The following is a 24473-nucleotide window of genomic DNA, read 5'->3' as shown; positions in this document are numbered from 1 at the left end:
TGTTATATGTTTTCATTTTCTGTTTGTTCAACAAATTTTGGTCCGCCTGAGATTTTTTCCTGTAACCATTGGAACATGATATAAAGGATTGGAATCACAAATAATCCTAAGATGGTACCAATTAATAAACCACCTACAGCACCGGTACCAATAGATCGGTTACCTTCAGCACCCACTCCTGAAGCAATAACTAAAGGCGTTAATCCTAAGATAAAGGCAAAAGAGGTCATTAAAATAGGACGTAAACGTGCTTTTGCACCATCTATAGCCGAGTCTACAATAGATTCTCCTTGGCGTCGTCTTTGAATGGCAAACTCCACAATAAGAATGGCATTTTTAGCCAATAAACCAACCAGCATGATTAATGCAATTTGGAAGTAGATGTTGTTTTCTAATCCGGTTAAGTTGGTACTAATGTAGGCTCCAAAAATACCTAATGGTAACGATAAAATTACCGAAAGTGGTAGTAAGTAACTTTCGTATTGTGCCGCAAGTAAAAAGTATACAAATACCACACAAAGAATAAAGATTACTAAGGTTTGGCTACCAGCATTTACCTCTTCACGTGTTAAGCCAGAATAGGCAATACCATAGTTAGAACCCAGCTTGGCAGCTTCTTCTTCTACAATTTTAATACCATCACCAGAACTATAACCATTGTTCATGGCAACGTTAATTTTGGTGTTGTTGAACAAGTTGAAACGGGTAACAGATTGTGGCCCGTATACTCTTTTTAAAGATACATACTGACTTAATGGAGACATTTCTCCGCTGCTTGTTTTTACAAACATTTTATCAAGATCGGAGGTGTTTGTTCTATCTGATGGATACGATTGAATGTACACACGATATTGTTTACCAAATCTTGAGAAATCGGCAGCATAAATACCTCCAATATATCCTTGTAATGTAGCGAAAATAGTATTTACAGAAACCCCTGTTTGTTTTGCCAATGGCATATTAATATCCATTTCGTATTGCGGATAATTGGTGTTGAATGATGATTGCCCATATTTTACTTCTGGGTGTTTCATTAGGGCACCAATAAACTCATTTTTGGCTTTGTCTAGTTCTATTGGATCTCCCCCGGTGCGGTCTAGAAGGTTTACTTCTACTCCTGCAGACATACTAAATCCTGATACACTAGGAGGGCCAAAGAATAAGATGGTAGCATCTGGCAACGATTGTGCTAAGCCATATAACTGACCTTGGATGGCCTCTAAAGACATAGACGGGTCTTTACGTTCTGACCAGTCTTTTAATTTTATAAATCCTAAAGCATAGTTACTACCCGAACCACCTAATAAACTGAATCCGTCTACAAGGCTGATACCTTCTATACCTGGAATGTCTTTTATTTTTTCGTATAAGGCATCCGTAACTTCACGTGTTTTGTCTAAAGATGAACCCGCAGGTAATTCTACATTGGCAAACACAATACCTCTATCTTCATTAGGTACAAAACCGGTTCTGGTATTGTTAGAAGCCCACCAAATACCAACTCCTGAAAGGATAATTAGTAAGAAGGTAATCCATTTGTTTTTGTATAAAAAATATAATGATTTACCGTAACGGTTAATAGTAGCATTAAATCCACGGTTAAAGGCGTCATAGAAACGTTGTAAGAGTGTTTTCTTCTCATGATTGTGTTCCAATTCATCATGTCCTTTCAATAATAAAGCACACAATGCCGGACTCAACGTTAAAGCGTTTACCGCAGAGATTATGATGGATACAATTAAGGTAATACCAAATTGCTCATAGAATACACCTGTAGGCCCAGTGATAAAGGTTACCGGAATAAATACAGCCGCCATTACTAAGGTAATAGAAACTATAGCACCCGAAATTTCGTGCATGGCATTCAATGTTGCTGTTTTGGCGTTGTTAGCACCTTGGTCAATCTTGGCATGCACTGCCTCTACAACAACAATGGCATCATCCACTACAATACCAATTGCCAGTACAAGGGCAAACAAGGTTAAAAGGTTTATAGAGTATCCAAACAAGTTAAGGAAGAAGAAAGTACCTACAATGGAAACCGGTACTGCAATTGCCGGAATTAAGGTAGATCTTAAATCTTGTAAGAAGATGAATACCACCACAAATACTAGTATAAATGCTTCAAATAAGGTACGTACTACTTCATCAATAGAAGCTGTTAAAAACGCGTTGGTATCAAAAGGGATAAATACCTCTATACCTTCTGGAAAATCGGATCTTAATTCTTCTATACGAGTCTTAATGTTTTCAATAATCTCTTGGGCGTTAGAACCTTTGGTTTGGTAAATTGCCATACTCACACTAGGATACCCTTTTGTTTGTGAGTTTGTTTTATACGATTGTGCATCAAGTTGAATATCGGCTACATCTTTAAGGCGTAGGAACTGTCCGTTACCAATTGATTTTATGATAATATCTTCATATTGGTTCTCATACTTGTATCTACCGCTATATTTAATGGTATATGAAAATGCTTCTCCGTTGTTTTCACCTAACGAACCAGCTGCTGCTTCTTGACTTTGCTCGTTGATAGCAGATGAAATGTCTGCCGGAGAAAGTCCGTAGGCCTGAAGTTTTTCAGGTTTTAGCCAAATACGCATGGCATATGTTTGCTCCGAGAATACATTTACATCCCCAACACCAGATACTCTTTTAAACTCAGGAACTACGTTAATGTTTAAGTAGTTGTTTAAGTAAGTGGCATCATAATCAGGGTTGGTAGAGTAAAACGACAAAAACATCAACGAACTGGTTTGTTGTTTTTTTGTAGTAACCCCTGCTTGTGTTACCTCAGCGGGTAACAATGGGCTTGCTAGGGCAACACGGTTTTGTACGTTTACCGCTGCAATGTCTGGATCCGTATCCTGATCAAAGTATACTGTAATTTCGGCAGTACCCGAGTTGGTTGCTGTAGACGTAATATACGTCATACCTTCTACCCCGTTAATTTGCTCTTCAATAGGAATAATAACACTTTCTAATATGGTTTCGGCACTAGCACCTTTATAGGCAGCCGATACTTTTACCGTTGGCGGAGCAATATCTGGATATTCTTCCACAGGAAGGGTGGTAAGTCCTAATACTCCCAGAATAACTAAGATGATAGATATAACTGTAGAGAGCACAGGTCTTTCTATAAATGTTTTTAACATGATTTAATAGCTTCTTTTTTAAAACAATATTTTTATTGGTTTCGCAATGCTGTCAAAGGGAACTTCGGTTGGTTGTACACCGGCTCCCGGGCGCAGCTTGCTAACCCCTTCTGCTACCACTTTATCCCCTTTTTTAAGACCTGATTCTATTACATATAGATTTCCTACAGTAGCTTTGGTTTTTATTAAGGTAGAAACGGTTTTATTGTCTGCAGATACCGTATAGGTCATAATGTTCCCTTGTTGCTCAAACGTTGAATTTTGAGGGATTACCGGGCTGTCTTTATAAATTACCGGAACTTTAATGGTTCCGCTATTTCCGTTGGTAAGTAGTTCTTTTGGATTTTCAAAAACAGCTCTAAAACTTACGGTACCAGTATTCGAGTTAATTTGTCCGGTAACAGTTTCTATTTTTCCTTTTTCTTCATAGGTACTTCCGTTAACTAGTACAAGAGAAACCTCTGGGAAGTTTGCTATTTTTTCTTGTTTTGTTGCACCTGGTGTATTTTGTAAAAAGCTCAAATAGTCCGATTCATTCATAGAGAAGTATGCATATACCTGTTTAATTTCGGTTACTGTAGTTAATGGAGTAGCATCAGTAGAGCCCACTAAAGTACCTTGTCTGTATGGGATGCTTCCTACATACCCATCAATCGGACTTTTTACTGTTGCATACCCAATATTAGCCATAATACTTTCATAACTGCTTTTAGCTTGTTGTAATTGTGCTTTGGCAGTTTCTAATTGTACATTACTAATAATGTTCTTTTCAACAAGAGGTTTTAATTTGTCAACTTCAACCTGAGCGGCATTTACATTAGCTTTAGCAGCAGCAGCATCCTGATTTAAACTTTGGGTTTCTAGTCTAAATAGCGGTTGTCCTTTTTTCACTTTTTGTCCTTCATCTACTAATACTTGCTGTATGTATCCTTGTACTTTGGCACGTACACCACTATTAATAATACCTTCTATACTAGTAGGGTAGCTCTTATACCCTGTAACTGTTTTACTTGGTATGGTAATTAGCGAAACAGGTGTGGCGCTTGCTTGTGCTGGAGCTTGCTGTTGCGCGTTTTCGTTCCCACAACTAACAAGTAATGCTGTTGTTAGACCTAATGCCATTATTCGAGTAAAGGCTTTTTTTCTCATCAATTTTTTTTTTCGCATTTTTAAATGTCTAGTAAGTTTTGTTTTAATTTTTTCAGATCTTCTATCATAGCTTCAGTAAACTCTATGTAGTGTTTATTGTATGAGATTTTAATTTTTAAATTGCTGTTGTCTTCAATATTTATTTTATTTAAGGCGAGGACTTTTTCTTTATAAGACAATACTTTTTCGTGTAGAATTTTCTCTTGTTTCCAATCTTCAATCTTTTCATCAAGGCGAGTCATAATCTGTTGATCATCTATCTTAAAATAGCGTTTACGGTCGCCAGGTTTAGTGCAGTAATCAATTCTTCCTTTAGATTGTAAGAGTTGAAGATTTGTACAAATAGAGCTTTTACTGGCTCCAAGAGTTTCTTTAATTTCTTCAAATGTAACACCATCTTCTAGCGATAATGCTAATAGTGCAAAGACTCTTGAAGACAAGGGAGATAAGGTATCCCAATTCTCAAAGAAGACGCCCATTTTTTCTATTAATAATCTTTTTTCTTTCTCTAAATCATCACTATTCATAATACATGAATCTAAATTGTGATGCAAAATTACGATTGGTTCGGTATTTACCGAACCAAAAGGAAGTTAATTATTTGTTAATCTTTATGAGTCTGATAATTTGATATCCGTCTTCGTCTAAAGCAGTAATCATATGGTTGCCTTTCTTTGGGCTAATACTCATTTCATGAAATTGTTTGGTAACCCCTATGTATGTGCCATCTAGGTACCAAAAAACGTTCGTTCTTGGATTTCTGTGGGCTATTTTTAAAACGAGATCATTGGTAGTTTCATCAAAGTTTTTAGGGAGTGTTATAATACCGTCTGTTTTTGGGTAAATAAATTCCATGTTCTTTTCTACTCGTCCTGTACAATCTTTTCGGTATTGTGGTAAAACCTTATAAGTAGCGTGGCTACGTTTGTAGTAGTATTCCATTAATGGAGGTAATGTAAACCAAGACTCATTGACTATTTGGTCTACCGTTTCGCAAGAAGCATTTACCCGATATTGTTTTTTAGCATCTAAATGTACTAAGTGGTGGTAAGGGCATACGGTACTTTTGGTACCGGATGTTGGAATCCATTGTGTAGTTTTTTGGCAAATAGAAGAGGCTAAATATCCACTTTGTTTACAAATAGAGCGTTCCACTAATTCGTCATAAGGAGGTTGAAACCATGCCGATTTGGGTAACAATTCAAACACATCAAAAAGTATGGGTGCAGCACTGCGTACTCCGGTTATTTGGGGTCTGCCTTCTCCATCTGCATTACCTACCCAAACACCAACCACATAATCGGGTGTAACACCAATAGACCAAGCATCCTTGTTTCCGAAGCTAGTACCCGTTTTCCAGGCAATTTCTTTGGACGACTCAAAGTACTCCCACGAAACTTCATCTTCCGGTCTGTTCACTTTTTTCATAGCCTGTAGTGTTGCGTAGATGCTTCCGGCATCAAAAATATTTTTGTGCTGTATTTTGCTTCCAAAATCTTTTTTTGTGTTGGCAAGTACATTTGGTTCGGTAAATTCATGGCTGTAATACTCGCTTGAAGTGTTATTAAAATTATGTACCGTTGCGGCTAATGAAGCATATGTTTTGCACAAGTCCCAAAGGTTGCTTTCTGCACCTCCTAAAATTAAAGGTAAACCATAATAATGAGCGGGTTTGTTGATATCTCTAAGCTTAAAATAGTCAAGTTCATCTCTAAATTTTTCAAGACCATGTTCCTGTAATAAACGAACTGCAGGAATATTTAATGATTGCGCTAATGCTTCACTTGCAGGAACAGCCCCACTATACGTTTCGTTAAAGTTTTGTGGACTATAGCCTGCTATTTCAGTAGGGATGTCGGCTACTAACATTTCTGGTAATAATTCGCCTTCATCCATCATGGCCATATATAGCAATGGTTTTAATACGCTTCCTGTACTTCTGGGAGCATGAATCATATCTACATCTTTCTCATGTAGCCTGTCGGTAGCAGTGTTACCTACATAAGCCAGTATATCTCTGGTATGAACATCTAATACTAATACGGCAGCATTGTATACATGATTTTGTTTTAGTTGTGCATAATGTTTGCCAACAATGGCGTTTACGTCTTGTTGTAATTTATACTGTATGGTGGTAGCAATTTTTTCACCTTTATGTTTTTTGGTTAAGTATTCTGTAAGGTGTGGTGCTAGTTTTGGTATACCATATGCTTTTTGAGGTAAATCTTCTGCAATTGCCAGCTCATAGGTTGTATTGTCTATAATATTTTTGTCTTTTAGTTTTTTAAGAAGAGTGTTACGGCGCTCCAATAGCGTAGCTTGGTTTCTACCGGGATAGATAATACCAGGGGCATTAGGCAATACAGCTAAGGTAGCGCTTTCTGCCCACGATAATTGTTGAGGTTGTATACCAAAATATCGCCATGCAGCAATATTAAGTCCTACTATATTACCACCAAAAGGGGCGTGGGAGGCATACAAGGCTAAAATTTTATCTTTTGAATAACGCAACTCTAGTCGGGTGGCTAAAATAGATTCTTTAATTTTTTCGAAATAGCTTCTAGGTTGTCCTTTTCTGGAAAGGCGTATTACTTGTTGTGTTAAGGTGCTACCTCCTCTAACCGTTTTACCAGCCTTTATGTTGGCTATCATTGCTTTACTCATAGATACCGGGTTGACTCCGGGATGGTAATAAAAATATTCATCTTCAAAGAGTAGAATACATTGTTTGAATTTTTCGGGAACTGAATCTACTTCAGGAAATCTCCATTGATCGTCATCGGCAATTTTAGCGCCAATCCAATGCCCGTCTTTTGTTTCAACCACAGTGGAGGTAGGCTCTTTGAATAGGGTATTAGGTAGGCAGAAATAGTACCAAACCAAGAGCAATGCAATGATAGTATTCCGAATAGGATGTTTTTTAAACCAGTTTAAAGATTTTGATATTACTTTCAAAAGAGTAATTAACTAGAGTGTATTTATAAAAGTCTAAGCAGCAACGAAATATATTCTAAGATTTTTATCACATTGAAACTTAGAAAGTATGTCATAGGCTGTTTATGTAAATTTAAAATTTTCTTGGGTAAAATTCTGTAGTATCAATGCAAAAATTTTGGAACTTTTAAGGAGAGTTTTGCCAAACTTTTTGATTAGAAACGTTTTGTCCTATTTTAACTTATAAATGTAACAAGAAAGGTGGAAGTAGTTTACATAGTGAGTTTGATTAATAATGTGTTTATAAATTCATAACGTTTTTTTTGAATTATAAATTTTTAATTAGCATTAAATTTAATTATTTGGTAATTCTTTAACTCAATTTTTGAGCATGTATGAAATTTAAATACTTTTAGTATCGATCATCTTAACAAATTACAAATTTATTATGAAAAAAAACTACACAACCCCCACCAAAACGTTTAAAAAGCACATTATCGGAAGAAAGCTCCGGATACTACAGTTCGTGTTTTTACTTACATTTTTTGCTAATTGGGCACAGGCTCAATATGATGTAAGTATTGGTTTAGGAACTTCAACACAATATTATAGTCCAATCAATAGATGGTTTAATAATAGTGCGAGTGAAATACTATATTACGGTTCTGAGATAGGAGTAACAGGAACCATTACAGATATTAAGTTTGATAAAGCATCAGGATCTAATTCTGTTACTATTGATGAGGTTTTTATTTATATGAAAACTACTTCTGCTACAGCTGTAACAGCAGCTCCAGATCAGACCACTTATACATTAGTTTATCAGGGAGCTTATCCGAATGATAATACGGGTTGGATTGGAGTAACATTAGATACTCCCTTTGCTTTTTCAGATGCTTCTCAAAACCTTTCTGTATTAGTAGTTAAGTCGTATCAGTCGTATACAAGTGACAGACCTTATTATTCGTATACTACTACCTCTGCTAGCACAATGGCGTATTACCAAAGTGACGGATCGGCATGGTCTAATGGCGGAAGTATGAATTCAAGCTCAAATCGCCCTAATGTTCAATTTACATTATCAGGTGTAGCAGCCTGTAGTTCACCTACAGATGCACCTACAGCTCTTACACTTACAGCGGATTCTTATTCGCAAATTTCAGGATCGTTTACAGCAGCGGCTTCTGCTCCTGATACGTATATGGTGGTTAGAAGTACTGCTAGTACACTTACTGAAACTCCTGTAGATATGACTAGCTACTCTGGTGGTGATGCCTTTGGGGGTGGTATGGTTGTTCAGGTGAGTCCAAATATTACTTTTACAGATGCTGGTCTTGATGAAAATACAACTTACTATTATTTTGTATATAGTTTAAACGGAGCTTGCTCAGGAGGGCCATTGTATTATGCAACAGAACTTACAAGTTCTTTAGCAACTCCTTACGAGCCACCAATGATAATTGGAGCTAGTAACATTACAGCCAATTCTGCAACAATTAATTGGGTTAGCAGTGGAGCTAGTTCAACATATGCTTTAGATATTGCTACAGATGCAGCATTTACTACTATTGTAAGTAGTTATACAGGGCTTACTGCGACTTCACAAGATATTACAGGATTATCTGATGCTACGATGTATTATGCTCGTGTAATGCTTGAAGGAGAAGGTTCATATGCTACAATTAATTTTACAGCAATGAATGATCTTACCCCTATTACGGTAACAGGTTTTAATGCAGATGTAATAGCAAATGGTACAGGATCTGCAAGTGCTAGTACAAACAATGTTGTAGATGGAGGTGTTTATGCATTTTTAGCTAACGGATTTAACCCTTCGGGAACTGTTTATACTAACGGATTGCCTGAAGATAGAGTATTAGTTAGTGAGGCTGCTCCTGTTGGTTTAGAATATTTTATGGCTGCTTACGATCAGGATAACGATCTTAGACTTGGTATGGATGGAGATACAGGTACATTAACGCTTACTACTCCATTAATGTTACAAGAAATTTATTTGGGTGTTACAGGAGGATCTGGTTCTGCCTCTTTTACTGCAGAAGTTACTTATGATGATGCTACCTCTGATACTTTTACAAGTCTTAATGCTCCTGATTGGTTTGGTAATTCTGGATATATAACAACGATTGGCTCTCGTGTAAGTATTACAGATGACGGTGTTGGAACGTCTTTTTCAGGGCCTCGTATTTATGCTGTTACTTTAGATATTCCTATTGCTAGTGAGTTAAAGAATGTGGTAAGTATTACATTTACAAGTACTACCGGAGTAACTTCGGGTGATAATGTTTTAAATATTTTTGCTATGTCTGGTAAAGTTTCAAGTGTATGTTCTGGAACACCTAATGGTGGAGATGCTTCTTTATCTGCTACAAGTGGTGGTGCTGGTACTACTTTTACAGCTACTGCAACCAATATTTCTGATGCGGTTGGTGTAATTTATCAGTGGCAAATGTCTGCTGACGGTGTTACCTGGACAGATATAGCTGGTGCTACTACTGTAACTTATGACATTACTGCAGAATCTAGTTTAGGCACTTACTATTACAGATTGACTTCTATTTGTGAATATTCTTCATCAATGGCGTATTCTACAGAAGTGTCGTATACCACAGTACCCTGTACTCCAAGTTATAATGTTTCTGGAAGTAGTTGGAGCATGAATAACTTCTCAATTATTGAAGTTGGTTTTTCTGATGCAACTATGTATTATTCAGATCATGATCAAACAGATGTAGTGATTCCAGATCTTACCATTGGTGATACATATACTTTTGAAGTAGACGTTTCAGGATGGATGAGTGTTGGAGTTGCTGTTAACCTTGATATGAATGGAACATTCTCTGATACTGATGAAATTTTAGCAACACCTTTGTATGAGGCTTCAAGTCCTAATACCTATAGTTTCTCAGTAACGATTCCTTCATCTGCTAGCGTTGGTGTGTATACCATGAGGTTATGGAACAGAGAGGCGAATTCAAATCCAGGTACAGACCCTTGTGGTTCTTACAATTACGGAACGTATGCAGATTACTCTATTACATTAGTTGATAATTTAGCTGTAGAATCAGTTAACAACTTTACGTTAGAGACGTATCCAAACCCGGTTAAAGATTACTTTACTATTAATACAGATACATTAATTGAGTCTGTTGCTGTATACACTATTACAGGACAACAAATTAAAACTCAATATGTAGATGCTACTAAAGCTCAAATAGATATGAAAAACATTGCTTCTGGAGTTTACTTTGTAAGAGTTGTAACTGAGAATTCAGGAACTCAAACTATTAAAATTCTTAAGCAATAAATATTGCCTTAATAACTGAAGAGCCTCCGAAAGGAGGTTTTTTTGTTTTATATAGGTTAGGTTTACTCTATGTAAAGATAAGTTGATAGCATATATATATAATCCTAAGTACTATAATAGTTAGCCTTGAGTTTAGGTTTATCTTATTGGAAAGTACCACCTTTTATAGCTAAGCAATCTTTGATGTTTGAAGAATAGATTTAGGAGGGGTCTATTTAAATATATAATATATTAACCCCGAACTGCAATAGCAGTTCGGGGTTAATAATTTTAAGCTTAATCATTTGATAATTGTGCTTTGCTACTTTACAACTTCTACCCATTCACCTTTGGTTCTTAGAATATAGTTGTTGTCATACATGGCTTCACACTGTATACCAGGTAAATAATATTTGCCTAAATAAGATGCATTTAGTAATACATGTACATGTTTTGTTTCATGTGCTTTCATATCAAAATAGAAATTGGCACGGTCATCTCTAATATCTGTATATGTAATATTCTTGTTTCCAAAATCTCCAAAATCGGTAAAACGGGTATTTACAATTTCCCAACCACTCGGAAAAATTTCTGAAAGTGCTACATCTTTAACATCGTTATCTGTACTGTTGGTAATAGTCACTACAGCCACAAAATCGGTTCCCTGAGCAATTTTACTAGGATTAATTTCGGATCCGTTTCTGGATTTATATTTCACATACCCATAGAAATTTTTCTGGGCTTCTTTTTCTTTCCCTATAGGTAAAATACCAGAGTTTAGCACCTTAATATACACGGTCTGTTCCTTGTTGTTTACAACTTGTATGGCGTTGGTACCCTTTTTTATTATAATGTCTCTATTTACAATAGACTTATCGGTAGTGGTTATAGAACTACTTTTACCATTAACTTTTAGTGTAAGGTTCATTGCTTTACCACCTACAAACTTGGCAAACTTGGCCATAGAAAGTAAACTATAGGCAGTGGTTTGTGTACTCATCCAGTAATCACTATTTAATTTTTCTGCAATGTTATCTGCCATTGCTCTACTCCTATAGGTGTCTTTTAATAAGATGTAGGTTTCTAACTCCATAGCATCATTACGTAATTTAGAACCATATGAGTAATGGTAGTAATTGTATTTGGTATTTGCTACCGGAGCGCCTGCGGTACTTAAGATATCTTTGGCAGCTTTGCTTTGTCCTATAAGTGCGTACGTAGCAGCTAAACGGTATTTAGCTTCTCTTGAAATTCCGTTCACCTCTCTCATCCGGTTCATAGATGAAACATCTGGGCTTCCTGCTAATGCCAATGTGTATAAACGATATGCCTGAGCCAATGAACCACCAGAAGCATTACGCCATTGTCTGGCTGTCTCTTTTTGATACTTTATCCATTTGCTTTTAAAGTTGATAGGAAGTATATATCCCTTTTTCTCAGCTTCAATTAAGAAATGACCCGCATAAGAAGTTCCCCAATCACTGGTATAATTTTGGCCTGCCCAATACGAGAAGCCTCCGTTAGGTAACTGGAAGTTAGCCAAACGCTTAATACCTTCTTTAATGTTAGACTGTATTTTTAGTTTTTTATCTCCGGTAAGACTTACCACATCATTTAAATATAATTGAGGGAATACTGATGAGGTAGTTTGTTCTACACACCCATGCGGATACTGAATTAAATATTCCAAACGACCGGCCAAATTCATAGGTGGTAGTGTAGAAAACTCTAATTGTGCGGTATTAGTACCCTTAACTCCAAAGGTTTCAAATGAAACGTCTACTAACGCTTTTGGAGCAGTGGTATAATCGGTACTAATAGTAGTAACCGGATTAGGGTTAACTGCATCAATTTCTACTTCGTAAGAAGCTTTTTCTCCATTTCCGGTAGCTTCTACCATTACTTTACCAATACCTTCAAAATCGGATACTTTTAGTTTAAAGTAGACCATTTTTTCATCAGGCTGATCAAAAGAAATAGTTTGTGAGTTATCTCCAATAATAGTATACGATTTATCGTTTTTAACTTTAATGGTAACGTCTTTTACCTTCTTTTCCATGGCAAATACAGTAACCGGTAGGGTTACTTCTTCTCCTGGTGTTATTTTACGAGGTAAAGAAGCAAGTACCATTAATGGCTTTCGTACCGGTGTGGTTTTTTCTGCATTACCATAAGCTTCTTTTTCTTGGTTTTCTGCAATCACCATGGTTCTAACAGATCCTATGTATTTTGGTATTTTAATGGAGTGTGTTTTAGTTTCTCCTTTACCAATGGTAAAAGGACCTTTGTAAATAACCATAGGTTTAAACCTATTGGCTTTTTTGTTTTTAGCACCCGCTAGGCCATCATCACCACCAATGGCAAAAACCTGATCTATTTTACCTCCGTAGGCACCTATTACATCATCATAAACATCCCATGTTTTTACCCCAAGAGCTTCTCTAGCATAAAATTGATCCCACGGATTAGGTGTTTTAAAACGAGTAAGATCAAGTAAACCTTCATCTACTATTGCAATTGTATAGGTCATTGGGGTTCCTGATTTTTCTTTTACCTTCACACTTATGGCTTGTTCCGGTTTTAAAACATCAGGCATTTCAATAGTTGGGTACAACCGTGTATTAGGATCTTCTACAGATATGGGCATTACACCATACATACGTATAGGTAAATCATTTTTTGTAGAGGCGTGTGGTTGTAGTAATGAGATATGTATATAAACATTGGGTGTATACGTATCTTTAATAGGTAATTCAAAACGAGTTTCTCCTTTTTTAGGAGTTATCCATAAAGCATCTACAACTTCAGTTCCGTTTTCAATGGTAACCAAAGCTCTCCCTTGTTTACTACTAGGAAACGTAATAATTGCTTTTTCACCAACATTATAGGCTTCTTTATCTGTAGAAAATGCTAATACTTTAGCATTGCTCGGATCGTTTTTTCTAGATTTACCAGCCCATCCCGGCCAGTCTATATACATTGTTTTTCCGCAGGCATGTCCGCCGTCTGTATCTTCTACACGTACAAGGTATCTTCCCCAGTTAGGGTATTTCAATTCAAATTTAAAAGAAGTCTTACCACTGGCATCGGTAGAAATATTTTTCTGAAATATTTGTTCATGGTAGGTGCTACCATTGTATGATGAAATATTATCATATCCGGTTTCCCACCACCAGCGCCAGCTTACTTTATGTATGGTAACTTTTAGATTCTTAGCGGCCTTTGGTTTTCCGTTTTCATCTACAGTTACTACCTCAAAAGTATGCGGTGTATCGGTTAACAACATACCGCGTGTTTTATCTCCCTTAGGCACATTAATCCCAACAAAAGTGTTATATGGGGCATAGGTTTTGGTAAAAACATCGGTACTAAAATCACCTCCGTTTTCATATACCTTTGTAATAAACGATGCTTTTAGCATACCCGGAGCACTTTCCTTAAGCTCTGGTTTTAAGCTAAAGGATGTTTTTCCTTGGTTATCTACTTTTCCATTGAATACGGTTTGCTCTTCGGTACTAAATCTACGTGAAGGATCGTCAAATACATAGCCAGGGAACGTTTTGAAACTTGTGGTAGTCGGATAAAATTTAACCTTAATATCAGACTTTAAGTTTTTAGCAATTGCACCATGTAACCACGCTACTTCCATAGTACCTTTAATAGGGGAGGTTCCTTTTAAAATTTCATCTTTAAATTCGGTTTTAATCTTAAGGCGGTTCGGTTTAACAGTTTCAATTTTTATTCGCTTACTAAAAGTAGCGCCACCAACAGTTACTTTAGCACGCCAGTTTCCTGTAGGTGCATTAGTGGCTGTAGCAACTATAAAATTGTAAAAATTAGAAGACTCGTTAGTCTTAACAATTCTGTTTATGAGTTTACCATAAGGGTCGTATAACTCAAATTTTATGGGGTGCTTTTTAGGTAATTTACTTCTTGCGTCATTTAGCATAAACGACAGGAATAAGGTATCTCCTGGTCTCCAAACACCGCGTTCTCCGTAAATATATCCTTTTAATCCTTTTTTTAATTCATTTCCTGCAACATCAAATTTACTTACAGATAATACATTACCATCGTTTAGTTTAATGTACGATTTTTGGTTGTTGCGTTCAGCAATGGCAAAGGCTGCTGGTTTAGTACTATCAAAATGAGCAAATCCTTTTTCATTGGTATGTACATTGCCTAGTTGTTGCTGTTGGTAATTATAAAAAGTTACTTTGCAATCCTTTAATGGTTCTGTGGTTAATATATCATTTACAGAAACAAAATAACTTCCGTTTTCTCCCTTCTTAATCGTTAAGCCAAGATTGCTAGCTAGTATATTAGTAGAAACACTTTTGTTTCTATAATAGGAGGTATGACATGGATTATCTCTTTCTCTCCAACTGTAGTCGTAGTTATAATAGTAATCATCTTCGTAGTAATAATATTCCTCAGCAGAGTCCCAATAACTGCTTGGTTCAACCTGTTCATCATAGTTTTCGGTAACTTCAATTTTATCAGAAGTATCAAAGTTGGTTTCATCACATCGGTACGTACTATATTCGGGTTTAAAATTAAAGGTGACTCTATAAATAGCACCGGGTTCCGGGGTTATTAATTTTTTAAGGTCAACTGCGTAAGCTCTGAAAGTACTGGTGTTAGAATGTGTAATATTACTTTGTAAAATAATGGTTTTTTGAGCAATTGGGCGTGCAACATTTCGTAAGTAGTCATTGCCTCTTAAATTATTAAACTGTAAAAATTGTAATACATTATTCTTAAATATTTTGGTAACCGAAACATCTACTGCTTTTAAGTTTACAGCTTCAAAGTTTACCTTTAAGTTGTTAGAGTTAGGCAGTATGGTAGCATTAGATATAAGGCGAACCTTTGGCTTCATTTGCTCAAAATTAAGAACCTCAGAAAAGGTTGTTTTCAATTTATACCCGTCGGTACTTTTGATACCTTCAAAAAGTTCCACTCTATTGTTTCCTTTAAATTCTGTTTTAGGGTATACTTTTAAAATATTACCGTCTATACTAAAAGTAAGTTTGTCTAAACCACTTATAGCCACAAGTCCGTTTAAGTTTTGAGAAGTATCTAACGGGTCAGAGAAATTTATTTCTACATATTGTTTTGCACCACTGTTTACATTAATGTCAAGTACTGTAAAATTATCCTTTCCTGGAATCAACATATATTTAGAACCTTCATTTTCAATATTTAAAGGTTTCCCAGACCAGCTTACTTTAATACTGTCGTCTGCTACTTTTCTATTAATACTGTCAATTTTAAATTGAAGTATAGTACCTTCTTTAGGGATGCTTTCAAACTTTACAGAAAGAGATTTTCCGTTTTGGGTAGCACTTACTAGTTTTTTAGCATCGGTAACACTAATAATGTCTGCAGTATGTAAGTTACCTTCAAGATATTGCCAATCTTTAGAATATGATTGAAGGTTTTCGGTAACTACATTGAAATCTTGTTTACTAGTATGTATACTGAAATGAAAGGTTTCAAGCCCTTTAGGTATATCTTTGTAGATAGTTTTAAGGTTTAATGTAAAGTTGTAGATTTTATCATTTTCGAATGGAGTATCTGGTATAAATGATAAGGTTTGACTGTTTAAAGCAATAATTTTACCCTTAACAGAAGGAGCTATTTCTAGAAGGTCATTACTTAATTTCTTATCTGTTTCCCAGTTTTTTAAAGGCTTTTGGAGCACTACCTTAATATCGCTATGCGATGAGACTTCCCCTTGGGTAACACTACTAACGTACCCTCTAAATTTGTACAAGTTGTCAATTTGTTCCTGTGCGGTTTGTTCTTTTTTAGAACAGGAACTAAGTACCATAAGCAAACCTATGGCAATAGCAAACGGTTTAAAAAGCAGTTTTTTCATTTCAATTATAAATACCAATGTTTAAATTTCCTTTTGTGTCAATACGGGTTCTATACATATCTGTGGTAGTAAATGTTGTTATAATGTTTCTATTAGCATCTATACCAATAATGCCTAGTGCCTCCCATTTGGGTTCGTTTCTCTTTTATTACTGTACTAGCAACTTCTTGCGAGCTTATATTTTTGTATTCCATCATAGCCGATATATCATAGACCACAACTTCTCATTATTAGAATAGTATAAGCCCATTAAAAGGAGCGTGACATATTTTCTTTTGCACCATCGTGTATAACAATAGCAAGTTTTGGTACTGAATCGTGTGCCATATCCTGCTGGGTTTGAATATGAGGTTTTTGCGTGATATTACAGCCCAAAAAAAGGGAGTAATACACATTAGGTAAAAAACGCTCATTTGTAATTATGTTTTAGATGAAAAATCGCCCTTTTAAAGTTAGGAAAATCGCTTTTAATTTAAGCTGTTAAAGCATTGTTTTTTTGATTTTTTTTGAGGAAAGTACGGGCGAATGTTAGGAGTATGTTAAGAAAGTAACTGAATATTAATTACTACCTTTATAATCTATAAATAATACTGAACTATGGCTATTTCAAAACCATTTAATTTACAGCAGTGGATAAAGGATAACAGACACTTGTTGAAACCACCTGTAGGGAACAAAAATATTTATAAGGACTTGTCTGAAGACTATATAGTGATGATAGTTGGTGGACCAAACGCACGTAAAGACTATCATTATAACGAGACCGAAGAGTTGTTTTACCAATTGGAAGGAACCATTCAAGTAGCTATTCAGGAAGATGGTGAAAGAAAGGTAATGGAATTAGGACCGGGAGATATGTATCTACACCCTGCTAATGTGCCTCATTCTCCTATCAGATCGGAAGGTTCGGTAGGATTGGTTGTTGAGTATAAGCGTGCCGGTAAGGGATATACAGACGGATTGGTATGGCATTGTGAAAGCTGTAATCATAAACTATATGAGGTGTTTTTTGAACTTCATGATATAGAAAAAGACTTTTTACCACATTTTAAAAATTTCTACGGTTCTAAAGAATTACGTACATGCGATGCTTGTGGAACACAGATGGAGGCAGATAAGCGTTTCGTATCAGATGAAGGATAAATAATTGTCAAAATAGAATATGTATATTTGTAAATATAACATAACTACACAAAAAAGTTAAAAATGCAACAATTAACACAAGACTTCGGAATTTCCGAAGCATTAGCAACTTTATATATTCAGGAAACGAATAATGGTACTTCTACTGGAAATGATTGGTTTGGTAGTGGTGAGTCTATTGTTTCTTCTTCTCCTGTAGATGGATTATCTATTGCATCAGTAAGTACTACTACCAAAGAAGATTATGAAAAGGTAGTAAGTAAAGCTCAGGAGGCTTTTAAAACCTGGCGCATGGTGCCTGCACCTGCAAGAGGTGAAATTGTACGTCAGTTTGGAGATAAGCTCCGTGAGTATAAAGAACCTTTAGGAAAGTTGGTTTCTTATGAAATGGGAAAAAGCTATCAGGAAGGTTTAGGAGAAGTACAGGAAATGATTGATATCTGTGATTTTGCAGTAGGATTATCTAGACAATTACATGGGTTTACTATGCATAGTGAGCGTCCGGGACACCGTATGTACGAACAATATCACCCGCTAGGAATTGTAGGTATTATATCTGCTTTCAATTTTCCGGTGGCAGTTTGGAGCTGGAATACTGCATTGGCATGGGTGTGTGGTGATGTTTGTATTTGGAAACCATCTGAAAAAACACCGTTAACAGGAGTAGCTTGTCAACAACTAATAGCGGAGGTTCTTAAGAAAAATGAGATGCCAGAAGGTATTTCTTGTCTAATAAACGGGAACGGTGAAGTAGGTGAGTTTATGACCACCGATAAGCGTATACCATTAATTAGTGCTACCGGATCTACTCGTATGGGTAAAAAAGTGGCGGCTACTGTAGGAGAACGCTTAGGGAAATCGTTATTGGAATTGGGCGGAAATAATGCTATTATTGTAACCCCAAATGCCGACATTAAAATGACGGTTATTGGAGCTGTTTTTGGAGCGGTAGGTACGGCAGGTCAGCGTTGCACATCTACCCGAAGATTAATTGTTCATGAATCAGTTTTCGATCAGGTAAAGGATGCGTTGGTAGCTGCCTACGGGCAATTGAAAATAGGAAACCCGTTAGATGAAAATAACCATGTAGGTCCTATTATAGATAGTGATGCAGTACGCATGTATCTTATGGCGCTTGAAAAAGCAAAAACCGAGGGCGGGAATGTTTTGGTTTCCGGCGGAGTATTGGAAGGAAATGGTTATGAAAGTGGTTGCTATGTAAAACCTGCCATTGTAGAAGTTGAAAATAGCTATAATATTGTACAACAAGAAACCTTTGCTCCTATTCTATATTTAATAAAATATAGTGGAGATGTAGAAGATGCTATTGCTTTGCAAAATGACGTAGTGCAAGGTTTATCCTCTGCAATTATGACGTCGAATCTTAGAGAGGCTGAGCTTTTCTTAAGTCAGAAAGGTTCTGATTGTGGTATAGCCAATGTGAATATAGGAACTTCAGGAGCCGAAATTGGTGGCGCTTTTGGAGGAGAAAAAGAAACTGGTGGCGGTAGAGAGTCGGGTTCGGATGCATGGAAAGTGTATATGCGAAGACAAACCAATACCATTAATTACAGTACTGGGTTGCCATTGGCACAGGGTATTAAATTCGATTTGTAGACAACAGTGTCAGAGGTGGCACTGAGAAAATAGGTTTTAGACGACTTTTAAACATTTGTAGATCCTGCTATATAGCAGGATTTGCTTTTTTATATACGTATTGTTTGCATGAGATTGTCTATCTACGATAGTTTTATAATGATCTATTAATGTATTTTGAATGTATTAAGATTTAGCATCTTTTTTGATAATTACAGAGAAATTATAGATGTTTAATAGTCATTTTTCTCTTAAATGATAATGAAATGCTATCTTAATTAAAGGGATTAGATTGTAAAAAGTCTATTGCTACCTCCAACTTATGCAGGGTGTCAATAGTATAACAACAATCTTTCATATTTTCTAACGATTTAAGCAGAGCAGGACTTTTTTCAGCATTGCTTGAGACGTCAAATACTTCTTTATTTGGCCATTGTGCATAGGCAAGGTAGCTGGTATCTGTTGGTTTATGGAGTCGTGAGCCTAGGCTACCATGATTTTTATATAACTCTTTAGTTACATTTAGCCATGAAGTTTCAAAATCATCTTCTTTGCCAGGTTTTACAATAAAGGAGTAAACAATAGTATACATGGTATGTTTTTGTTTAAAATGTAAATATACTATACGTAATGTTAATTAGAGGGGGCTAGTAATACAATGATGTTTGCCAAAAATAGCTACTTTTGTAGGAAATTATAGTGGTATGAAATATCTGTTATGTTTGTTACTTGGTTTGACTAATTTAAGTATTGTTGCTCAAGAATATAAAGATTTGGAAGATAAGGCCTATGAGCTTACGGAAAGTACAAAGGATACAATAGCCAATGCTCAGGAGGCATTTTCAATATTTACTTCACTACATGAAAAGTACCCCGAAAAGGACGATTTTTGGAATCTGTACTACACTGCTTATGCTGCTAATAGATGCGGGAAAGAAAATGAAGTATTTCATTGGTTAGAGAAAACATTGACACATTACAATGAAGTAGATGTTGCTATGATTGAAGAATATGCGCCTACTGATTTTTCATCTATCTATAAGACGGAGCAATGGAAATTATTACAGAATCGTATAGATAGTCTTATAAAGATACGTGTAGATGCTATAAAGCAAACACAGAGCTACTTGATGTTAACGGGGCTTGCCACAATTGATTTTGATGGGACTGAGATTGGCAAGGAAATGTATTACCAAATTAAAAACTTTCATAGTTTTCCTATGCTTAATCAAAAGGAAATATTTGGTTTTATTAGGTTAAATGATACACTTGAAAATAGTTATTTTGTAAAAATACCAACAAGCTATACTCCTGAAAAACAATCGAAAGTGCTTTTGTTTTTACCTGGAGCAGTACGTTTTCAGAAAATACCGTCTTATCCTACCACCGAACTAGAAAATGATTGGCAACGGTTTTACAAAAAATATGCAGAGAAGTATAATATTATTATGGTATATCCAAACTGTAGTAAAGAGTATAACTGGATGCTTAAAGATAAAGGGTTTTTCATGATACCTGAAATTTTAAAACAATTAAAGACATTTTTAAACATAGATGATAACGGAGTGTTTATATCAGGACATTCCAATGGTGCTACCGGATCATTCAACTATTTGGTGAAAAATCCGTCTGAGTTTTCAGGGTTCTATGGATTTAATACTCAGCCGAAGGTATATACAGGCGGAACTTTTCTTAAAAATGTATCTAATAGGTATTTTTATAATGTTTCTACAGATCAGGATTACTATTTCCCTCCAGAAGCAAATGATACATTAACTCTTGTTGCAAAAAAGGTTGGATTACAGTTTTTAGATCACAGGTATATAGGTTATCCCCATTGGTTTCCTAAATTTGATGCATCGGAGCCTGCTGTAAAGGGAGTTTTTCAAGATGTTTTAGCTCACGAGAGAAACCCTTATAATGATACTATTTATTGGGAGTGTGATGACGTGAAGAATGGTAAAGTTGATTGGCTTGCTATTACAAAATTAGATACTTTGAGTAAGAGGGCATCATGGCATAAGAAAATAGATTTTGGTATTCATAAATGGTATTACATTACAGATGCAGATACATTAGCTGTTAAAGAAGTAGATAAAAGGGCATTTGATTTTCCTAGAAAATCGGGAGCAGTAAAAGCAGTTTTTAATAATAACACCTTTTATTTAGAAACCTCTTGTGTGAATCAAGTTACTGTATACGTTTCCCCTGAGATGGTTGAAATGGATAAACCGATTCACGTATATGTAAACGGGGTTTTACGTAAAACTATTATGCCTGCTTATGATAAAGCGTTTATTCAAGAGAATTTTGAAATGTACCATGATCGCAAAGCAATATGGGTTCAAAAGATTGTTATCTAACAGAGTTTATGTGGTAGATTGGTTATAGAATTTATAGACAAAGTAAGCCCTCCATAAGTTTTAAGTCTGGAAAAACATAAATTATAAAAACAAAAGAGCGATATGTTCTTTACACATATCGCTCTTTTGTTTTTATAGTTTTATAAATTTTTTAGTAGAGCTAGCCCCTGATGGAGCCGTTATTTTTACAAAGTATACCCCAGAAGCATAGGCGGAAACATCTAAAAAGGTAGTACTGTTTTTAGAGGTAATCAAGGTGCCATTTGCTGTATAAATAGCAACGTTTTCTACGCTATCTGAATTGGCAACTTTAATGCTTAAGTAATCCGTTGTTGGATTGGGGTATATCTCTAGAGAAGATAGTTCATAATCTTCTGTTTTCATTGGTGTATAAGTACAATCACTGTTTAATTGAAATTCATAGGCCTTGCTAATAATGCAACCAGAAAGACAATCACCACCATAAAGCCAAAAAGTATAAATACCATTTTCAACAGTAATATCTGTTATTTGTACTTCTGAGGTCTCCCCCCAGATGGAGCTAATGGTGTAATTTATTCCTGTATAGTTATAGGATAGGGCACTATCTGAAGAGGTATCTACATAAGTAATGTCAGTTACCGAAGCAAAATCATCTACCAGGGCATTTACATTTATAATTTCAGTAGATTCAATATGAAACCAAGTGCAGTTGCAGCCGGATAAATCGGTATAACTTTCCACTCCAAAATTGTAGGTACTCATTAAGTTATCTAAAGTAGTATCACCAGATATCCCTGTATTTTTAAAATCATTAAGCCATGAAGTAGTTGCAGGTACTTTTAAGTTGATAGTATGCGGAGTAGCTGTTTGAAGACTTACAGGATGAATGTGAATTGCGAATTCGTTAAACATAGAATCGGTTACCTGATTGTTAGCAGTATTGGTATAGATTACAGATAGCCCCTCTAAATACGGTTGATATCTTGCCTGAGGAATAATTGGGTTAGTATAATCGACGTCATTAGTGTTACTTAAGATTTCTCTAAGTGCTAAAATTTTAGCGTCGTTTATATAATTAGTGCTTATATAAGGGTCAACGGTACATTGACTATATCCTGTATAAGTACCTATAAAACATAAAATTGATAGGAGTAGTATATTTTTCATAAACACAAATTTTTACATGGTTTAAATGTATAAAAATAACTGTTTAAAAAAAACGAAAAAATAAGTTTTTTTGTAACAAATAGTATGATTTTTACTACGTTGTAATTTAACTGTAGAATGTGCTATTTGGGTACTTTGAGAGGCAATTGAAATAAAAAGCCCGGTAATTTACCGGGCTTAGATATTATTTTGTTTTCTTAACGTATTGCGTAAGAATTACAATATGCTGACCTTCAACACGGCCTTCTATTTGTTCTGCATTGTCCCAAACCAATGAAATACGGTGTACAGGCGTACCACGTTTAGCAGTAAAATTAGCACCTTTTACATCCAAGTCTTTAATTAAAACAACAGAATCTCCGTCTTGTAAAATGTTACCATTACTATCTTTATGAATAATGGTAGGTTCTTCATCTGCTTCACCTGTAGCCTTAGCCCACTCTAGTGCCTCTTCATCAAGGTACATCATATCTAGTAAATCCTGTGGCCATCCTTCAGCACGTAATCTTGTAAGCATACGCCAAGCAACAATTTGTACCGGTAAATGTTCACTCCACATGCTGTCGTTTAAACATCTCCAGTGGTTAGCGTCCATTTTTTCAGGATCTTCAATTTGTTTTACACAAGTATTACATGCAAGCACACAGTTTTCAAGGGCGGCTTCTTTCGGAGCTACCACAAATACATTTAAATCATGTTCATTACCACAAAGTTCACATTTAGAACCGCTTCTGTCTTTTAATTTTTTTTCTAGTACACTCATGGTTTGGTCTATTTGCCGGCAAATGTACTATTTTTTGTCAGGACGCGTAGGTCTAACTTCAATTTTACTTGGTAAAGTACGCGGATTCATCTTTAAAAGGTCTAAAACAATTTGTCCTATATCTTCTGGTTGAATCTTCCATGCATCACTTTCGCTAGGTACATGGTTGTTAAAGTTAGAACTTACAGAACCCGGCATAATAGTAGATACTTTAATGTCGTATTGTCTTAAATCTAACATGGCAGCTTGGGTAAATCCAACTACTCCAAATTTACTTGCATTATATCCTGCGGCGCTTGCAAAGAAATTGGTACCTGCTAAACTTGCAATGGTAATATAATATCCTCCACTAACCTTTAATGCTTCTACCGATGCTTTTAATGTATGGAATGCACCATTCAAGTTCGTATCTATCATTTGGTGCCAAGCCTCTTCTGTTAGTTGGTCAATAGGAGCAAAATGTCCTACACCTGCATTAGCAAGAACCACATCTAACTGTCCAAATGTTTCCAAAATTTTAGCTACAGCAGCCTCTTCATCAGCTAATTTGCTTACATCAGAAGCTAAGCCTAAAACTTTAGATGTATCTCCTAACTCTTGTGCAGCCGATTGGGCTGTTTCAGCATTTCTTCCGCTAATAGCCACGCGCATACCTGCATCTAATAGTACTTTAGCCATTCCTAAACCGATACCTTTAGTACCACCTGTAATATAAACTACTTTATTTTTTAAGCTCATGATTATTTTTTTTAAATGAGGAGAAAAATAAGGCGATTTCTAAAAAATCGCCTTATTAAAAGTGTTATTATTTTCTTAACAAAGAAAAAACAACTTGGGGTGAAAAGCTTGGACTTTTCTGGATTTGTCAAATTTTTTAGAATTCTGTATTGGAAGATTATACTGGAATTGGTAGAAGACAATTAGAATAATTTTTCAACATGAACTCATTTTAAATAATAATAAGTTTCATGCCAAAAAATGTAACTTGTTGGTTTGTAGTTTTTTGAATAAATTAGGAAATAGCAGAAGCATG

Annotated in this window: 13 protein-coding genes; 4 read left to right on the top strand and 9 right to left on the bottom strand. The window is 35.6% G+C overall.

All coding sequences use genetic code 11. The annotated features are described in order from the left end of the window. Positions 1 to 2: 2 nt before the first annotated feature. From NBRC110019_RS10785 to pbpC, 4 genes are all read right to left on the bottom strand, one after another. On the bottom strand, positions 3 to 3155 hold the full coding sequence (locus NBRC110019_RS10785) for an efflux RND transporter permease subunit (protein WP_281754758.1): 3153 nt from the start codon (positions 3153 to 3155) through the stop codon (positions 3 to 5). Between the two features lie 18 nt (positions 3156 to 3173). Next, a complete protein-coding gene (locus NBRC110019_RS10780) occupies positions 3174 to 4304 on the bottom strand; it encodes an efflux RND transporter periplasmic adaptor subunit (RefSeq protein ID WP_281754757.1) in 1131 nt (376 codons plus the stop codon). Between the two features lie 20 nt (positions 4305 to 4324). Beyond that, a complete protein-coding gene (locus NBRC110019_RS10775) occupies positions 4325 to 4831 on the bottom strand; it encodes a GbsR/MarR family transcriptional regulator (protein WP_281754755.1) in 507 nt (168 codons plus the stop codon). Between the two features lie 70 nt (positions 4832 to 4901). Continuing rightward, positions 4902 to 7250 (bottom strand): penicillin-binding protein 1C, encoded by a 2349-nt coding sequence (pbpC, locus tag NBRC110019_RS10770; protein ID WP_281754898.1) that lies wholly within the window; start codon positions 7248 to 7250, stop codon positions 4902 to 4904. Positions 7251 to 7686: 436 nt separating this feature from the next. Here pbpC and NBRC110019_RS10765 point away from each other — a divergent pair, with 436 nt between their 5' ends. After that, the gene (locus NBRC110019_RS10765) at positions 7687 to 10563 is read left to right on the top strand and encodes a T9SS type A sorting domain-containing protein (RefSeq protein WP_281754753.1); all 2877 of its coding nucleotides are present in this window, start codon (positions 7687 to 7689) and stop codon (positions 10561 to 10563) included. Between the two features lie 301 nt (positions 10564 to 10864). On the opposite strand, the gene NBRC110019_RS10760 is transcribed toward NBRC110019_RS10765, so the two are convergent. After that, complete coding sequence (locus NBRC110019_RS10760) at positions 10865 to 16426, bottom strand: alpha-2-macroglobulin family protein (RefSeq protein ID WP_281754751.1); 5562 nt, start codon at positions 16424 to 16426, stop codon at positions 10865 to 10867. 597 nt (positions 16427 to 17023) lie between these two features. Here NBRC110019_RS10760 and NBRC110019_RS10755 point away from each other — a divergent pair. Both NBRC110019_RS10755 and amaB read left to right on the top strand, forming a co-directional pair. Continuing rightward, complete coding sequence (locus NBRC110019_RS10755) at positions 17024 to 17569, top strand: 3-hydroxyanthranilate 3,4-dioxygenase (protein ID WP_281754750.1); 546 nt, start codon at positions 17024 to 17026, stop codon at positions 17567 to 17569. 63 nt (positions 17570 to 17632) lie between these two features. After that, positions 17633 to 19186: an L-piperidine-6-carboxylate dehydrogenase gene (amaB, locus tag NBRC110019_RS10750; protein WP_281754748.1), complete on the top strand. Its 1554-nt coding sequence runs from the start codon at positions 17633 to 17635 to the stop codon at positions 19184 to 19186. Positions 19187 to 19439: 253 nt separating this feature from the next. Here the strand turns inward: amaB and NBRC110019_RS10745 are convergent, their stop codons facing one another. Further along, the gene (locus tag NBRC110019_RS10745) at positions 19440 to 19757 is read right to left on the bottom strand and encodes an antibiotic biosynthesis monooxygenase family protein (RefSeq protein WP_281754746.1); all 318 of its coding nucleotides are present in this window, start codon (positions 19755 to 19757) and stop codon (positions 19440 to 19442) included. Between the two features lie 112 nt (positions 19758 to 19869). Between NBRC110019_RS10745 and NBRC110019_RS10740 the strand changes: the two genes are divergently transcribed. Then, complete coding sequence (locus NBRC110019_RS10740; protein ID WP_281754744.1) at positions 19870 to 21528, top strand: alpha/beta hydrolase; 1659 nt, start codon at positions 19870 to 19872, stop codon at positions 21526 to 21528. Between the two features lie 132 nt (positions 21529 to 21660). Here NBRC110019_RS10740 and NBRC110019_RS10735 read toward each other — a convergent pair whose 3' ends face one another. The 3 genes from NBRC110019_RS10735 to NBRC110019_RS10725 all read right to left on the bottom strand — a co-directional run bounded on the left by NBRC110019_RS10735 (position 21661) and on the right by NBRC110019_RS10725 (position 24178). Next, positions 21661 to 22677 (bottom strand): T9SS type A sorting domain-containing protein, encoded by a 1017-nt coding sequence (locus NBRC110019_RS10735; protein ID WP_281754742.1) that lies wholly within the window; start codon positions 22675 to 22677, stop codon positions 21661 to 21663. A 184-nt stretch (positions 22678 to 22861) separates the two neighbouring features. Further along, positions 22862 to 23440 carry a PhnA domain-containing protein gene (locus NBRC110019_RS10730; protein ID WP_281754740.1) on the bottom strand — a complete coding sequence of 193 codons (579 nt, stop codon included), beginning with the start codon at positions 23438 to 23440 and terminating at the stop codon, positions 22862 to 22864. Between the two features lie 27 nt (positions 23441 to 23467). Beyond that, positions 23468 to 24178, bottom strand: a complete 711-nt coding sequence (locus NBRC110019_RS10725; RefSeq protein ID WP_281754738.1) for an SDR family oxidoreductase — start codon at positions 24176 to 24178, stop codon at positions 23468 to 23470. Between the last annotated feature and the right edge of the window lie 295 nt (positions 24179 to 24473).

The sequence above is a fragment of the Neptunitalea chrysea genome (genome assembly GCF_027924145.1).
Lineage (GTDB): Bacteria > Bacteroidota > Bacteroidia > Flavobacteriales > Flavobacteriaceae > Neptunitalea > Neptunitalea chrysea.
This window is presented reverse-complemented; position numbering and strand designations above follow the sequence as displayed.

What these genes read in the sequence shown, in the direction of transcription:
- NBRC110019_RS10785 (WP_281754758.1), bottom strand. Translation starts at nt 3,155, where the DNA reads ATGTTAAAAACATTTATAGAAAGACCTGTGCTCTCTACAGTTATATCT.
- NBRC110019_RS10780 (WP_281754757.1), bottom strand. Translation starts at nt 4,304, where the DNA reads ATGAGAAAAAAAGCCTTTACTCGAATAATGGCATTAGGTCTAACAACA.
- NBRC110019_RS10775 (WP_281754755.1), bottom strand. Translation starts at nt 4,831, where the DNA reads ATGAATAGTGATGATTTAGAGAAAGAAAAAAGATTATTAATAGAAAAA.
- NBRC110019_RS10765 (WP_281754753.1), top strand. Translation starts at nt 7,687, where the DNA reads ATGAAAAAAAACTACACAACCCCCACCAAAACGTTTAAAAAGCACATT.
- NBRC110019_RS10760 (WP_281754751.1), bottom strand. Translation starts at nt 16,426, where the DNA reads ATGAAAAAACTGCTTTTTAAACCGTTTGCTATTGCCATAGGTTTGCTT.
- NBRC110019_RS10755 (WP_281754750.1), top strand. Translation starts at nt 17,024, where the DNA reads ATGGCTATTTCAAAACCATTTAATTTACAGCAGTGGATAAAGGATAAC.
- amaB (WP_281754748.1), top strand. Translation starts at nt 17,633, where the DNA reads ATGCAACAATTAACACAAGACTTCGGAATTTCCGAAGCATTAGCAACT.
- NBRC110019_RS10745 (WP_281754746.1), bottom strand. Translation starts at nt 19,757, where the DNA reads ATGTATACTATTGTTTACTCCTTTATTGTAAAACCTGGCAAAGAAGAT.
- NBRC110019_RS10740 (WP_281754744.1), top strand. Translation starts at nt 19,870, where the DNA reads ATGAAATATCTGTTATGTTTGTTACTTGGTTTGACTAATTTAAGTATT.
- NBRC110019_RS10735 (WP_281754742.1), bottom strand. Translation starts at nt 22,677, where the DNA reads ATGAAAAATATACTACTCCTATCAATTTTATGTTTTATAGGTACTTAT.
- NBRC110019_RS10730 (WP_281754740.1), bottom strand. Translation starts at nt 23,440, where the DNA reads ATGAGTGTACTAGAAAAAAAATTAAAAGACAGAAGCGGTTCTAAATGT.
- NBRC110019_RS10725 (WP_281754738.1), bottom strand. Translation starts at nt 24,178, where the DNA reads ATGAGCTTAAAAAATAAAGTAGTTTATATTACAGGTGGTACTAAAGGT.